Raw genomic sequence first — 14,353 nt, forward strand, 5'->3', positions numbered from 1 at the left:
TTTGTAGTTTTGGTCAGACCAATTAAAAAATATTTTTCAACTGGCCTGACCTCTTGCGAGTCAGGTCTTTGTCGACAAGACCTGCTTGTACCGCTTGCCGCCGATGGTGACGTTATCGAGGGTGATGTCGACGGCGTTGTGGATGAACCACGGCTGCTTCGTATTGGCGGGCGTCCCGAAGTCCGAATCGCTGATGCGGATGCGCGCGATCGGCGGGATTGGCGTGCCAGGCTTGCCGTTGAAGCTCGACGCGACCGGCCCCAGCAGCATGAAGGCCTGGTAGCACGAGAAGCTGCCTTTGCCGGTATCGACATTGCTGGCGCGGACATTGCGGATGTCGATGTCCGACACCTGCGGCGGCCGGATGCGCATCGTGTCGTCGCCCGGCACGTAGTCGCAGTCGATCGTGACGATGGCGCCGGCGCTCGAGGCCACCGGCACCTTGATCTCGTGCGCGCCCGGCAGGGGCTTGTACAGCATCGGCTCGATCGAGACGCCGTGGGGCAGGGTGACGTCGCGCACGTACAGGTGGCGCAGGAAGCCGCCCCGGTTCATATTCGTCTTGAGCCGAATCGCCGTGTTCAGCGGATCGTCCTTCCAGTGGATGTTGCGGAACTCGAGCTTCTCCGCGAACACGTATTCGATGCCGCCCGCCATCTCGCTGCCGAGGGTGACCCCGCCATGGCCGCTGTTCATCACGCAGTTCTGGATGACGATATTACGCGTCGGGCCGTGCTGGGTATCGAGGTTCTTGCCTGCCTTGATCGCGATGCAGTCGTCGCCATTGTTGAACATGCAGTCGTCGACCAGCACCCCGTCGCAGGCTTCCGGATCGAAGCCGTCGCTGTTCGGGCCCAGGCTTTCCATGTTCACGCGCCGGATCAACAGGTCGCGGCAGTTCACCGGATGATGCAGCCAGAACGGCGCCGCATTCACCTGGTAACCCTGCAGCAGCACTTTATTACAGCCGATCAGCTCGATCATGCACGGGCGCAGGTAGTGACCATGGCCGAACACGCGCCGTTCCACGGGCACTCCGGCTTCGGACAGCGCCGGCAGGTAGCGCGAATCGGTCTGCCAGCGATCGCCTTCACCCTGGATGCTGGCCTGGCGCGAGGCATCGATGCCAGGAACGACCTTATCGAGGGGCGGATTGTTCGGATTGGCATAAACCTCGGTGCGCTTACGCACCGGTTTGCCACGTCCCTTCCAGTCCCACCAGCATTCCGGCCCCTCGGCGAAGCCCGGCTCGAACGGCACGCCGCCCTGGCCATTGAGGATGCTGGTCCAGTCCTCGCCGGTGAGGGCGATATTGGTCTGGTTGATCGCGTACACCATCGGAGAATAGTTCAGGCAATCGTTGCCCTGCCAGCGCGACAGCACCAGCTTGCCGTTCTTGCCGCAATCGTGTTCGCCGTGGCGCGCATAGTGGGCCGGATTGGCGGCGAAGTGCACGCGCGCGCCGGCGGCGAGGTGCACGTGCACGTTCGAGCGCAGCACGATCGGGCCGGCGCAATACCACTCTCCCTTCGGGATCACGACCCGGCCGCCACCCTTGGCGTGGCAGGCCGCGATGGCGGCGGCGATCGCCGGATAGCAGTCGGGGGAGCCCGGCGCCGGTGTGTCGAGCGTGCCTTCGACCAGCGATTCGGTCTGGCCGTTCACTTTGACAAGCGTGCAGGGTTTGGCGCCATGGGCGGTGATGGGGAAATCCTCGTCGCGGAACTTCAGCGGCGTGGCGAAGCGGGCCACGATGGCGGCGGCGCGCTGCCATGGGTCGGCCGCAGTCGCGGCCGCGGTGGCCAATGCCCCCGTGGCGGCCAGTGCGCCGGCCTGGTGCGCCGCAGCGGTCTTGACGCCGCCCAGCATGAGCGAGGCGGCCGGGACGGTGCGCAGCAGGGCGCGGCGTTTTGCTTGAAAAGTCATCGAGATCCTTTACTTCGCAGGCTGGATGGTCACGCGCACCGGGCTGGCGTCGCGCGCGGCGATGTCCTGGGCCAGGCGTTCCCACTGTGCGCGGCTGGTGATTTCACCGGCACGGCTCCAGGCGGCGCCGGCGTAGTAGCGGAGCAGCTTGCCCGGCGTAGCCTTCGCGAACACGAGTTCGTTGAGCGGGTCCTGGGCGAAGCCTTCGGCGCTTGGCAGCACGATAGCGGTGCCGAAGGCGTCGTTGCTCTTCTGTTCGACCCATTGAAGCAGCACTTTGCCGTCGCGGCCGACCCCGATCTTCGCGTCCTGGCCCTTGTCGCTCGGCGTCTTGTTCAGGCCCACGGCCACCGTCAGCGGCGTGGTGTCACCCGCGGTAGTGGTGAAGGTGCTGTCGATGCGGTCCAGCCAGTGGCCGGCGTCGACCGTGAAGCGCTTGACCTCGCTGACCTGGCGGCCGCACGCGTCCCATGGCGCGTAGTGCAGCTCGAACACGGCGCGGATCGGGCCATTCGCCAGGATCTTGTAGCTGGCGTAGTTCACGCCCGTGTACAGCGTCTTGCCATCCCAGATGCCGGTGCCGCCGGCGCCGCGCGACTTGCCGACGTTGTACATGTCCATGCCTTCACCCTGGTCCTTGTGGTAATGGTCATGGCCCTTGTTGTACCAGCGGTCGACGATCGGATAGTCGACCCGCTTGAACCAGATATCCAGGCCGCTGGTCACCAGCACTTCCTTGAGCACGCCGGCGGGCGCCGGCGCGGCCAGGGCCGGTCCGTAGGTGCGGTGCGCCACCTTGTCGTTCTCCCAGGCGAAATCGTCCAGGCGTTCCGGCACCTGGCGCGCGAACGCCTTGATCGGGAAGGGCGGCGCCACGCCGTCGATGCGCTCGACGGTGAAGCTGGCGCTCTTTTCGCCGGCGCCGAAGCTGTGCTGGAACAGCAGCTCGCCGTAGGCGACGCCCTCGTTGTTCGGATCCTTGGCTTGCGGGGCGACGTTGGTCACCTGGTGCGGCAGCACACGGCCACTGGCATCCTTGACCGCGATCTTCTGCACCATCGCGCCCGGCATGGCGGCATTGACCTGTTTCCAGGGGATGGCAATGGTCTCGGATGGCCGCGCGATCGACAGGTCGTGCTGCACGGTGACCGTGAATTTGTCCTGGGCCTGCGCCTGCGCGAGCGCCGCCCCCAGCATGGCTGCTAGTACGAGTCGTTTCATCTTGTCCCCCGATCAGTGGTGTTCGCGGTAGTCGGTCTGGCCGCCCTTGGGCATGTAGTGGTAGGTGCGCACCTTGTGCTGCACCTCGAAGGCCGGATTCTTCACCAGGCGGATGATCTCGGCGCCGGCCATCAGCATCGGACCGTAGCCATGCAGGGCGTCGACGCTGGTCGGGCGGTGGTAGTAATAGACCATGTCGCTCGCGAGCGTCGTGCCCACGCAGGTGCCTTCCACCTGGCCCAGCGAATTGATGCGGGTCGACAGCGCGTTCCAGCCGGCCTGGGCGATCGAGCCATAGGTGGTCGGGCTGACCCAGCCTTCATTCACGGCGTGCGCGAACACGTAGGTGAACATGGCGCTGGCCGAGGTCTCGAGATAGGAGTCGTTGCGGTCCAGCATCTGGTGCCATAGGCCGCTGCCGCTTTGCAGCTCGGCGATGCCCTTCAAGGAAGCGCGCAACTGGGCCAGCACCTTCGGATAGCCCGGATGGTCTTTCGGCAGCACGTCGAGCAGGTCGGACATCGCCAGTACCGCCCAGCCGTTGGCCCGCGCCCAGTAGAAGCGCGGCGCATCCTGGTGATTGGCGTGCCAGCCGTGGGTGTACAGGCCCAGTTGCGGATTGAACATGCGGCTAGACATGCCCAGCACATTGTTGACGGCGTCGTCGAAGTGTTCGCGCTTTCCGGTCAGGCGGCCCATCTCGGCCAGCGCCGGGATGCTCATATACATATCGTCGGCCCACAGCGAGACTTCCTGCGGACGCTTGCGCGCCATGGTGCCGTCGTCCAGGCGGAACTGGCGCTTGGCGACCCAGTCGCTGCAGGTGTCGATCATGCTCTTGAGATCGGGGCCGACCTTGGCCAGGCGCGCGCGGATCAGGGCCGCGCACATCGAGCCGGTGTCGTCGAGCGAGCGCGGATCGAGGAAGCGCGAGAAACTGTTGCCGCGCTCGAGCTTGAACTTTTGCTCTTGGGCGCGGAAATAGGGGAGGGTGTCGTTGAAGAACTGGAAGTGGCGGCGGGTCATGCCGGTGAAACCGTCATCGCCGGTGATCCGGGCGGCCTTGAGCAGGCCCGAATGCACCACGCCCATTTCGTATACCTGAATGCCGTAGTCGCCGGCGCTGCGCTCGAACACCGCGTCGGCGTTCGGCGTCCTGAGGTCAAGGATCGGCTGGCCGGTGCGCTTGCTGACGATGCGGGTCGGGGTGGCGCGGTCCATGAAGGAGCGGATCGATTGCAGCTGGGCCGTCACTTCGGCCACGACCGGCATCTTGTAGGGGATCGGGTAGGTTCCTTCGCCCGGGTCGCCCAGGTTGGTGTTGTCGGGATTGCGGTACTTGCCCTCGGCGAGGGCGGGTCCGCAAGCGAGCGCGCAGCCCAGCAGGGCTGCCAGCAGTTGCAGTTTCATTTGTCTCCAATCGGCGTTGTTGTGTTACCCGTGTTGCATTTCCAGCAGGTCCGAGTCTTGTGTGCTGCGTTTTGGTCAGGCCATTCTAATTTGGTCAGACCAAAATCGCAAGGTGGACTAGCCACTTTCGATTTTTGTGTGGCATACTGAAAAAAACATCACGCATGGCAGCTCGCCATTGCAGACCTCTATGAACTCGCAGGCAGACCCTATGAACCAGCTCGTACCCCGTACCATCCGCATGCAGGCCAGCGACAACGTGGCGATCGTCGCCAACGATGGCGGCCTGCCCGCCGGCACTGTCCTGGCCGATGGCCTGGTGCTGGTCGAAGGGGTGCCGCAGGGGCACAAGGTCGCGTTGGTCGACTTTCTCGATAACGATCCGGTGATCCGCTATGGCGTGGTGATCGGCTATGCCAATGGCGCCATCCCGCGCGGCAGCTGGATCTCGGAGAAGGTGCTGCGCATGCCGGCCGCGCGTTCGCTCGACAACCTGCCGATCGGCACCCATGCCGTGACCGATTTCGCGCCGCTGGAAGGTTTCACCTTCGAGGGCTACCGCAACGCCGACGGTTCGGTCGGCACCCGCAACCTGCTGGCGATCACCAGCACCGTGCAATGCGTGTCGGGCGTGATCGAGTACGCGGTCAAGCGCATCCGCGACGAGCTGCTGCCGCGCTATCCGAACGTCGACGACGTGGTCTCGCTCGAACACATCTATGGCTGCGGCGTCGCGATCGACGCGCCCGGCGCCGAGATCCCGATCCGCACCATCCGCAACCTGTCGAAGAACCCGAACTTCGGCGACGACGTGATGGTCGTCAGCCTGGGCTGCGAGAAGCTGCCGCCGACGCGCCTGTTCCCGGCCGGCTCGATCCCGATCGGCACGGCCCAACCTTCGGTCGTGACCTTGCAGGACCAGCAGCACGTCGGCTTCATGTCGATGATCGACAACCTGATGGCGACCGCCGAACGGCACCTGCAAAAGCTGAACGCCCGCCGCCGCGAGACCTGCCCGGCCTCGAACCTGGTGGTGGGCGTGCAGTGCGGCGGCAGCGACGCGTTCTCGGGCGTCACCGCCAACCCGGCGGTAGGCTACGCCACCGACCTGATCGTGCGCGCCGGCGGCACCGTCATGTTCTCCGAGACGACCGAGGTGCGCGACGGGATCGACCAGCTGACCGCGCGCGCCGCGACGCCGGAAATCGCCCAGGCCATGGTCCGCGAGATGCAGTGGTACGATGACTACCTGGTGCGGGGCGGCGTGGACCGCAGCGCGAACACGACGCCGGGGAACAAGAAGGGCGGCCTGTCCAATATCGTCGAAAAGGCGATGGGATCGATCGTCAAATCGGGCAGCACGGCCATCACCGGCGTGCTCTCGCCCGGCGACAAGCTCGAGCAAAAAGGCCTGATCTACGCCGCCACGCCGGCCAGCGACTTCATTTGCGGTACGCTGCAGATGGCCGCCGGGATGAACGTGCATATTTTCACCACCGGCCGCGGCACGCCTTATGGCCTGGCCGCGGTCCCGGTGATCAAGATGGCGACCCGTTCCGACCTGGCGCGCCGCTGGCACGACCTGATGGACGTCGATGCCGGCCGCATCGCCACGGGCGAGGCGAGCATCGAGGACGTGGGCTGGGAATTGTTCCGCCTGATCCTCGACGTGGCCAGCGGACGCCGCACCTGGGCCGAGCAGTGGAAACTGCATAATTCGCTGGCGCTGTTCAATCCGGCGCCGGTGACGTAAACGATAAAGAGAAAGAGGAGTGGTGGAATGACCGAAGGAGTAGGCAGTACGAAGAAGATTGGCAAGCCGTTCAAGCGCATCCTGCTGACCGGCGCCGCCGGCGGCCTGGGCAAGGTGCTGCGCGACCGCATCAAGCCATGGGCCGAGGTGGTGCGCCTGTCGGACGTGGCGGACATGGGCGAGGCGCGCGAGGGCGAAGAGATCGTCCAGTGCGACCTGGCCGACAAGGAGGCGGTGATCAAGCTCCTGGAAGGCGTGGACGCGGTGCTGCACTTCGGCGGCATTTCGACGGAAAAGCCGTTCGAACCGATCATGCAGGCCAACATCCTGGGCGTTGCCAACCTGTACGAGGCGCTGCACAAGGCCGGCACCCGGCGCGTGGTCTTCGCCAGCTCCAACCACGCCATCGGCTACCACCGCACCACCGAGGTGCTCGATGCGAACTCGCCGACCCGCCCGGACAGCTACTACGGCCTGTCGAAGGTGTTCGGCGAACAGATGGCGCGCTACTACTTCGACCGCTTCGGCATCGAGACCGTCTGCATCCGCATCGGCTCGAGCTTCCCGGAGCCGGCCAACAAGCGCATGATGAGCACCTTCCTCTCCTACGACGACCTGACCGAGCTGCTGCGCTGCTCGCTGTTCGCGCCGCGCGTCGGCCACACCATCGTGTACGGCCAGTCGGACAACGACAGCACCTGGTGGGACAACCGCCTGGCATCGCACCTCGGCTACAAGCCAAAGGACAGCTCGAGCAAGTTCGCCCACCTGTTCCCGGATACCTCCGAGTTCCCGGCCCAGGACGACGTGACCACGATGTACCAGGGCGGGAAGTTCCTGCTCGACGGTCCGCAATACTGATGCTGCAGCGCCTGCAGCTCGGGAACGGCCGCCTGCGTGCCGACGTCGTGCCGCAGGCGGGGGGCGGTCTCGGTCGCCTCGACTGGCTGGGCGGAGCGAGCCCGCAGCCGCTGTTGCGGCCCCTGGCAACGGACACGCAGGAAGTGCCGCTGCCTTCGCAACTTGCGTGCTTTCCTCTCGTGCCGTGGTCGAACCGCATGGCGCCGTTTGGCTTCGCGTTCGATGACCGACGTCACGTGCCGGCGCCGAATCGCGCCGGCGAACCATGTCCGATCCATGGCGACGGCTGGCAGCAGGCGTGGGAAGTGATGTCCCACACCCCCGATTCGGCGCTGCTGCGCCTGAAGCGCCATGCTGCTTCGCCGTTTTCCTATGACGCCGCGCTGCGCTATGCCCTGGAAGGCGATGCGCTGGTGGTGGAACTGGAAGTGCGCAACGCCGGCAAATACGCCTTGCCGTTCGGCCTTGGCCTGCATCCCTGGCTTCCCGATCCACAAGGCGCGCGCCTGCAGGCCAGGGCATCCCAGGTGTGGCTGGCAGGCGCCGACAAGCTGCCGTCGATGCGCGGGCCCCTGCCACCGGACTGGAACTTCGTCGATCCGGCCCGCCTGCCCGAGCATGGCGTCGATAACGTTTTCGACGGTTGGGACGGGACGGCCCACGTTACCTGGCCGGCGCGCGGCGTGGGCCTGAGCATCGAGGCCAACATGGATTACTTCATCCTGTACGCGCCACCCGGACGCGACTTCTTTTGTTTCGAACCGGTCGACCACCCGATCAACGCCCATAATCTGCCGGGCTATCCGGGCTTGAGCATCCTGGCGCCGGGCGCCAGCCTGCGTCGCCGCGTCGTGTTCAGGGGCAGTGTGCTGTGAGGCGCTGGCCGCTGGCCTTGTTGCTGCCATTTGCTGCGGCAAGCGCGCAGCCGCAGCCTTACAATGCCGAGACTACCTACCGCAAATTGGCGGCCGACTATCCGTTCATCCGCATCGCCAGCGGCACGGCGCCGGCTCCAGTCCAGGTGCGCAAGGACCTGGTCTATGCGGTCCGGGGCGACACTTCACTGGCGCTCGACCTGTACCTGCCCGCGCGAGGCAAGAGGCCGGCGCCGCTGGTCGTGCTGGTCCACGGCGGCGGCTGGCGCAGCGGCGACCGTAGCGAGATGGCGCCGCTGGCGGCGCGGCTGGCAGCGCGTGGCTATGCTGCCGCCAGCGTCAGCTATCGCCTGTCCGGCCAGGCACCTTACCCAGCGGCGATCGACGACGTCAGGCAAGCCGTAGGCTGGCTGCAGGCGAGCGCTGAGCGCTTCGGCGTCGATCCGGCGCGCGTGGCGATCGCAGGCGGTTCGGCCGGAGGGCAGATTGCCGCCCTGGTCGGCATGACGGATCGGGGCGCCATCCGGGCGGTCGTCAATATCGATGGCCTGTCCGACTTCACCTCCGCCGAAGCCCTGCGTCACGAGGACGACCCAGCCAAGAGTCCGTCGGCCGCCGGCGCCTGGTTTGGCGGGCGCTATGCCGAACAGCGTGAGGTATGGCATGCAGCGTCGCCGATTTCGCATGTCGACATGGCGAGCCCGCCGGTCCTGTTCATCGTGAGCGGTGTGCCGCGCTTCTCGGCCGGGCGCGAAGCGATGATGGCCAAGCTGCGGAGCCATGGCGTCCTGGCCGAGACCGTGGCGCTGCCCGGTACGCCGCACGCGTTCTGGCTGTTCGACCCGTGGCTGGCGCCGACCGTGGACGCGATGGGCGACTTCCTGGGGCGAGTACTCGGCCCCATGCCGGCCCGGGCGCCCTGGTCGCCCGACCTGGGAAATGGCCGCTACCGCAATCCGATCCTGCACGCCGATTACTCCGACCCGGACGTGATCCGCGTGGGGGACACCTACTACATGGTGGCGTCGAGCTTCGCCAACTCGCCCGGCTTGCCCCTGTTGACGTCGAAGGACATGGTCAACTGGGAGCTGACGGGCCATGCGCTGCCGCGCCTCGTGCCCGAGGCGGCGTTCGCGACGCCCCAACACGGCAAGGGCGTCTGGGCGCCGTGCCTGCGCTACCACGACGGCAAGTTCTGGATCTTCTATCCGGATCCCGACCAGGGCGTGTTCGTCACCACCGCGACCAGTTTCAACGGCCCATGGAGCGCGCCGCACCTGCTCCTGCCGGGCAAGGGCATCATCGACCCGACGCCGCTGTGGGACGACGACGGCAAGGCCTGGCTGCTGCACGCCTGGGCGAAAAGCCGCGCCGGCTTCAATAATGTCTTGACCTTGCGTCGCATGGCGCCCGATGGCCGCAGCCTGCAGGACGACAAAGGCAAGGTGGTCATCGACGGCAATCGTCTGCCGGCCTACCGCACGCTGGAAGGACCGAAGCTGTACAAGGCCGATGGCTGGTACTACGTGTTCGCCCCGGCCGGCGGCGTCGAGCATGGCTGGCAGTCGGTGTTCCGTTCGCGTTCGATCGAGGGGCCGTACGAGGACCGCATCGTGCTGGCCCAGTCGACCACCGACGTCAATGGCCCGCACCAGGGCGCCTGGGTCAGGACGCTGGAAGGGACTGACTGGTTCTTCCACTTCCAGGACAAGCGCGCCTATGGCCGCGTGGTGCACCTGCAACCGATGCGCTGGCAGGACGGCTGGCCGCTGATTGGCGAGCCGTCCGCTGCCCCTGGCGTCGGCCAGCCGGTGCTGGAGCACGACAAGCCGGTGGCGGGCGCCTATCCGCGGCGTCAGCCTGCGGTCGGCGACGAGTTCGACGGAGCGACGCTCGGCCCGCAGTGGCAATGGGCCGCCAACTGGAAGACCGGCTGGTATGCGCTGGGGGACGGCAAGCTGCGCCTGAACGCCCAGCCGCAGGCGCCGTTGCGCCAGCTGGCGTCGGTGCTGACCCATAAATTCGTGGCGCCGACGTTCAGCGCGACGGCAAGCGTGCGCCTGAACGCGGTGCGCGATGGCGACCAGGCCGGCTTCGGCATCGCGGGGCTGGCGGACAACTGGTTCGGGGTGCGCCAGGTTGCCGGAGTTCCTCGAATGGTGACAATGCGCTGCGGCGAGGGCGGGCCATGCGTGGAAGAGGTCGGGGCTGCGCTGCCGCGCCTCGACGTGCGCCTGAAGATCGACGTGACGGATGGCGCGCGGGTGGCGTTCTCGTACAGCGCCGATGGCGGCGGCTTCGTTGCGCTCGGCACGCCGTTCGAGGCGCGCATGGGGCGCTGGGTGGGCGCGCAACTGGCGCTGTTCGCCACCGGGGCGCCGGGCGCGCACGCGGACGTCGACTACGTCCGCATCACGCCCTGAACCTGTTCATGGCAGGGGTTCCCAGCCCTGGCCGTCGTTGAAGCGCTTGAATATGCCGCTGCGGGCCGACCAGTCGCGCGCTTCTTCTTCACGCAGGCGATAGCCACCGAAGGATCGCGGCGTCCCATCCGGCGCCGTATTGCCGGATTCGCGCCAGCCCGATACCGCATCTGCGGCCTGCGGATTCGGCGCCGGTTGGCGCAGCCAGGCCTCGGCGGCGATGTGGCGGTCGACCGAGTTGCCGATGAAGGCGACGTTGTCCCATGTGTGGGCGGTCCCCGGAGAGCGGGCGAGATACACGCTGCCGGGCGGCGGCAGGTTCCCCGCTGGCCCTGGTCCGTGCGTCAGCCGCGAGCGCAGGAAGACGAAGCCAGGATCATCGCGTTCGACAGTCCTTGCCTGCACCAGGTAGCCGCCGTTCTGGATCGACGCGCTGTCGCCGACGCTGCGGATCTCGCTCTCCTCGAACAGCGCCGCGCGATTGTTACCCCAGATAAAGTCGACGTTGCCCTCGACCAGCGAGCGGTGGATCCAGGCATAGCCGGTCAGCTGCAGCGTGTCCTGCTCGCTGAGGAAGGCGGCGTTGCGGGCGATGAGCCTGCCTTTGTCGTTGCTGAAGAAGAGCGTTTCGGCCTGGGCCGAGTGGCCGTCGCTGCGGCGCGTCGTGTTGTGCAGCGTCAGGTCGCGGATCTCGAGCAGGTCGCTGCCCTGGACCAGGAATTGCGCCCGTCCTTCTGAACCCGGGTTGCGCGCATCGCTGTTGGCCGCCCGGATGATGGTCGCCTCGCGGCTCTGCCCGCGCAGCATCAGCTTGTCCTTGTCGCGCAGGTAGAGCAGTTCCGGGTAGACGCCGCTGCGCACGTTGACGGTCACCGCCTGCGCGCGCGGCAGCGTCATCGCATGGTCGAGCGCGCCCTGCACGGTGCGGAAATCGGCGCGGCCATCGTCATCCACCGTCACGCTGTCGCCGACAGGCGGATAGGGTGTGGTGCGGAAGGTCCAGCGCGCTCCCTTGAACGCCGGGTCGCGCAGCAGGGCCGGATCGACGACGGCTTCGTACTCGACGCCGTAGCCGAGCTTGAGCGGCAGGCGAATGCGCACCGCATGGCCTTCGACCGAGATTGGCTGGTGGCGTAGCAGGCGCTGCTTCCCGGCCGGGCCGAGCGCGATGACGGTTTCGCCGGGCCGTATCGTCGCGAGTTGCGCGCCATCATGGCGCCGCACGATGCGCACGCTGCCGGCGCCGCTCAGGACTGGAGGACGATCGAAGGTCATCAGCAGCGGCGTGTCCGGCGGGACGCCGCGTTCGGCATGCGCCGGGCGCAGGCGCGCTGCCGGCAGCGCGGTGCGTCGTGGCCCGGCGAATGGCGTACCGACTTCCAGCGCGAACGTGGCTTGCTGCCAGGCCGGGTCCGGGCCGCCGACGGTGATGGTGGCGCGCCCGGGTTTGAGCGGCGTGACCAGCAGCCGGCCGTCAGCGCGGGCGACCGAGGCGACACCGGGATCGCTGGAGGTGACGAGCGATGCCTGCCCCGTGACGACGACGCTCTCGGCCGGATCGCCGGCCTGCAAGGCCAGCGTGTTCGCGCCGAGCCGCAGGGCGATGCGCTCCGCAGGCAGGCCGGCCGGACCGTCGCGCAGGTCGAGCAGTGCATGCCCCGCGGCGTCCCAGGCCGCCGGCGCGCTGGCGGCCAGCGGCGCGACCTGGCTCGACGTCACCCGCTCGCCATCGAGCCAGGCCGACAGCATGCCGGCCTGACTTTCCACGCGCAGCACCAGCGGCGTACCCACCAGCGGCGCGCGCCGCCTGACCTGCTTGAGGCGCACTGGTCCGCCGCCGCGTGCTTCCAGCAGCTCGACCTGGAGCGTGGCGCCGTCGTCGATGGCGCGCACGCTTGCGCCTTGCCAGCCACCGTGCTCATCCCGCCGCGCCTGCAGGACGAACGGTGGCGCGCCGGCCTTCACTACCAGGCGCGCCTCGACGACGCCGTTCTCCCGGTCGAGGGGGCGCGGGCCTGCGTGGGCCAGAACATGACGCGGCACCTCGTGCGCGGGCAGGGCGGCGAACATGTAGGGCACGCGCCAGCCGGCGTCGCCGCCATACGGGCAGCCGGCCAATGGCTGGCCATTCAGGACCGAATCCTGATCGATGTGGACGCCGGCGCTGCCGCCTGGCGCGCGCACCACCTGTGCGCAGCCGGTCGCGCCCAGGATCTCGTAGGCATTGGCATGGGCAATGACGTGGGCTTCGGTGCCGACGCCCACGCTGTAGGCGTGCGCATACACGGGATGCTTGCGGTCGCCGACGTGGTAGTTGTTCAGCAGGTGCACCTGGCCGTAGCGCACGCGCGGCGCGCGTTCGCTCACGTGCTCGAACAGGTTGCCCTTGAAGGTCACGCGCAGGTGCTCACGGTCGCCCTGCGCGCGGTCGCTGCCGCCCACCAGGGTGTTCTTCTGGTGCTGCGCGAAGCGGTTGTAGGTGACGCTGACGAAGTCCGAGCCATTGGTGATGTCCAGCGCGCCGTCGTGGCACTGCCTGGGCATGCCGTTTTCCACCGGCTGGGTATCGTCAGTCACCGGCGCGTCGGTGAAGCTGTTGTGGTCGATCCAGACGTGATGGGCGTTCGAGACGCTGATGCCGTCGTAGCGCGCATTCCAGTTGCCCCTGGCCCCGTCCCGCGGGTCCCACTGCGGTTCGACGTCGCAGGGATTCCGGAGCATCAGGTTGCGCACGATGACCTGCGACACGCCGGATACGACCAGGCTGGCGTTGACGAAGCCGGCGCCCGGCGTCACGCCGAGCAGGGTGGTGTTGGCGGGAATGCGCACCACGCCGCGGCGCGCCTGGTCTGCGGCGTCTTGAAAAGGTCGGCCCGCGCTCATGTCGATGCTGGCTGCGACGCGCACGATGCGGGCCGGCGCCGGCGCAGTTGCCGGAACCTGCAGCGCCGCCAGCAACTCGTCCGGACTGCGCACCGTGTAGACGTGGGCAGGGGCCGCCATGGCGCCGCCGCGCGTGCCGCCCTCCTGGGCCGCCCAGCCGTCGCCGGGCGCATGCTGACGCTCGCTGACCGCCCCCGCCAGGGCTAGCGCAACCGCCGCCAGGGCGGCGCTCATCGGGCGCTCCCGAATGCGGCGGCCATGCCGGGCACCTGGCGCCGCAAGGCGTGCGCCATCATGCTCCCGTAGCGCTCGGCTCCGGCCGGCCCGACGTGCGTGTGGTCGAAGTTTGCGCCGGCGCGGGCCAGGGCGTCGGCCTGGCGCGGTCCCATGGCCTGGACGTCGGCCATCGACAGCGCGTTCAGGTCGACCAGCGCGGTCGTCGTCTCACGCGCGACCTGGCGTACCGCGGCCGACCAAGGCGCGAGGTCGTCATGCACCCAGGCGCCGCGGAAGCTGCGCCGCGTCAGCGGCGTCACCAACACCGGGATGCCGCCGGCGGCCCGGGTCTCCTCGACGTAGCGCCGCATATTGGCCGGGAACTCGTTTACGATGTCGGTCGAACGTCCCGGCTTGCCGGGCTGGTCGTTGTGGCCGAACTGGATCAGGACGTAGCTTGCCCCGAATGCCTCGCCAGCGCGCAGCAGCGACTGCACCTCGTCCCAGCGGCCTTCGGCGCGGAAGCTCCCCGAGCTGCGACCGCCGCGCGCCAGGTTGAGGCAGGCGGTGTCGGGAGTGAGGCGGGCGCACAGTGCGTCGCCATAACCGGTGCTGCTGGCCATGGTCGAGTCGCCCACGAGGATCAGGCGCAGCGGCCTGTCGGGAGCGGCGCTGGCGCCGGTCGCAAGAAAGGCCGGCAGAACGAGCGGCAGGAAGAGCGGCAGGAAGCGCGGCAGGAAGCGACGAGCGCGGAAATGAAACGGCATTGGCAAACTCCAAGGGGT

9 protein-coding genes are annotated in these 14,353 nt (G+C 67.6%); 4 read left to right on the plus strand and 5 right to left on the minus strand.

The window, feature by feature from the left end:
* Nucleotides 1–60 precede the first annotated feature (60 nt).
* Genes J3U95_RS11270 through J3U95_RS11280 form a run of 3 tightly spaced genes read right to left on the minus strand, consistent with a single transcriptional unit; the run spans nt 61 to nt 4,557 of the window.
* The gene (locus J3U95_RS11270; protein WP_208278694.1) at nt 61–1,926 is read right to left on the minus strand and encodes a glycoside hydrolase family 28 protein; all 1,866 of its coding nucleotides are present in this window, start codon (nt 1,924–1,926) and stop codon (nt 61–63) included.
* A gap of 9 nt (nt 1,927–1,935) precedes the next feature.
* Nucleotides 1,936–3,147 (minus strand): BT3233 family polysaccharide utilization protein, encoded by a 1,212-nt coding sequence (locus tag J3U95_RS11275; protein ID WP_208278695.1) that lies wholly within the window; start codon nt 3,145–3,147, stop codon nt 1,936–1,938.
* 12 nt (nt 3,148–3,159) lie between these two features.
* Nucleotides 3,160–4,557, minus strand: coding sequence for a glycoside hydrolase family 88/105 protein (locus J3U95_RS11280; protein WP_208278696.1), 1,398 nt, complete (start codon nt 4,555–4,557; stop codon nt 3,160–3,162).
* A gap of 211 nt (nt 4,558–4,768) precedes the next feature.
* On the opposite strand from J3U95_RS11280, the gene garD reads away from it, so the two are divergent.
* From garD to J3U95_RS11305, 4 genes are read left to right on the plus strand one after another with little or no spacing between them, the layout of a single operon-like run.
* Complete coding sequence (garD, locus tag J3U95_RS11285) at nt 4,769–6,310, plus strand: galactarate dehydratase (protein ID WP_208278697.1); 1,542 nt, start codon at nt 4,769–4,771, stop codon at nt 6,308–6,310.
* 27 nt (nt 6,311–6,337) lie between these two features.
* Nucleotides 6,338–7,171 carry an NAD-dependent epimerase/dehydratase family protein gene (locus J3U95_RS11290; RefSeq protein ID WP_208278698.1) on the plus strand — a complete coding sequence of 278 codons (834 nt, stop codon included), beginning with the start codon at nt 6,338–6,340 and terminating at the stop codon, nt 7,169–7,171.
* Nucleotides 7,171–8,046, plus strand: a complete 876-nt coding sequence (locus J3U95_RS11295; protein WP_208278699.1) for an aldose 1-epimerase — start codon at nt 7,171–7,173, stop codon at nt 8,044–8,046. Before J3U95_RS11290 ends, J3U95_RS11295 begins: the two co-directional genes overlap by 1 nt.
* Nucleotides 8,043–10,469, plus strand: a complete 2,427-nt coding sequence (locus J3U95_RS11305; protein WP_370662061.1) for a family 43 glycosylhydrolase — start codon at nt 8,043–8,045, stop codon at nt 10,467–10,469. Before J3U95_RS11295 ends, J3U95_RS11305 begins: the two co-directional genes overlap by 4 nt.
* Nucleotides 10,470–10,475: 6 nt before the next feature.
* Here the strand turns inward: J3U95_RS11305 and J3U95_RS11310 are convergent, their stop codons facing one another.
* Both J3U95_RS11310 and J3U95_RS11315 read right to left on the minus strand, forming a co-directional pair.
* The gene (locus tag J3U95_RS11310) at nt 10,476–13,586 is read right to left on the minus strand and encodes a pectinesterase family protein (RefSeq protein WP_208278700.1); all 3,111 of its coding nucleotides are present in this window, start codon (nt 13,584–13,586) and stop codon (nt 10,476–10,478) included.
* Complete coding sequence (locus J3U95_RS11315) at nt 13,583–14,335, minus strand: rhamnogalacturonan acetylesterase (RefSeq protein ID WP_109347702.1); 753 nt, start codon at nt 14,333–14,335, stop codon at nt 13,583–13,585. Before J3U95_RS11315 ends, J3U95_RS11310 begins: the two co-directional genes overlap by 4 nt.
* Nucleotides 14,336–14,353: the final 18 nt, after the last annotated feature.

The organism is Massilia oculi (assembly GCF_017582745.1).
GTDB lineage: Bacteria > Pseudomonadota > Gammaproteobacteria > Burkholderiales > Burkholderiaceae_D > Telluria > Telluria oculi_A.

Excerpts from the sequence above, each read along its gene's own strand:
- J3U95_RS11315 (WP_109347702.1), bottom strand. The coding sequence starts at position 14,335 with ATGCCGTTTCATTTCCGCGCTCGTCGCTTCCTGCCGCGCTTCCTGCCG.
- J3U95_RS11310 (WP_208278700.1), bottom strand. The coding sequence starts at position 13,586 with ATGAGCGCCGCCCTGGCGGCGGTTGCGCTAGCCCTGGCGGGGGCGGTC.
- garD (WP_208278697.1), top strand. The coding sequence starts at position 4,769 with ATGAACCAGCTCGTACCCCGTACCATCCGCATGCAGGCCAGCGACAAC.
- J3U95_RS11280 (WP_208278696.1), bottom strand. The coding sequence starts at position 4,557 with ATGAAACTGCAACTGCTGGCAGCCCTGCTGGGCTGCGCGCTCGCTTGC.
- J3U95_RS11270 (WP_208278694.1), bottom strand. The coding sequence starts at position 1,926 with ATGACTTTTCAAGCAAAACGCCGCGCCCTGCTGCGCACCGTCCCGGCC.
- J3U95_RS11275 (WP_208278695.1), bottom strand. The coding sequence starts at position 3,147 with ATGAAACGACTCGTACTAGCAGCCATGCTGGGGGCGGCGCTCGCGCAG.
- J3U95_RS11290 (WP_208278698.1), top strand. The coding sequence starts at position 6,338 with ATGACCGAAGGAGTAGGCAGTACGAAGAAGATTGGCAAGCCGTTCAAG.
- J3U95_RS11295 (WP_208278699.1), top strand. The coding sequence starts at position 7,171 with ATGCTGCAGCGCCTGCAGCTCGGGAACGGCCGCCTGCGTGCCGACGTC.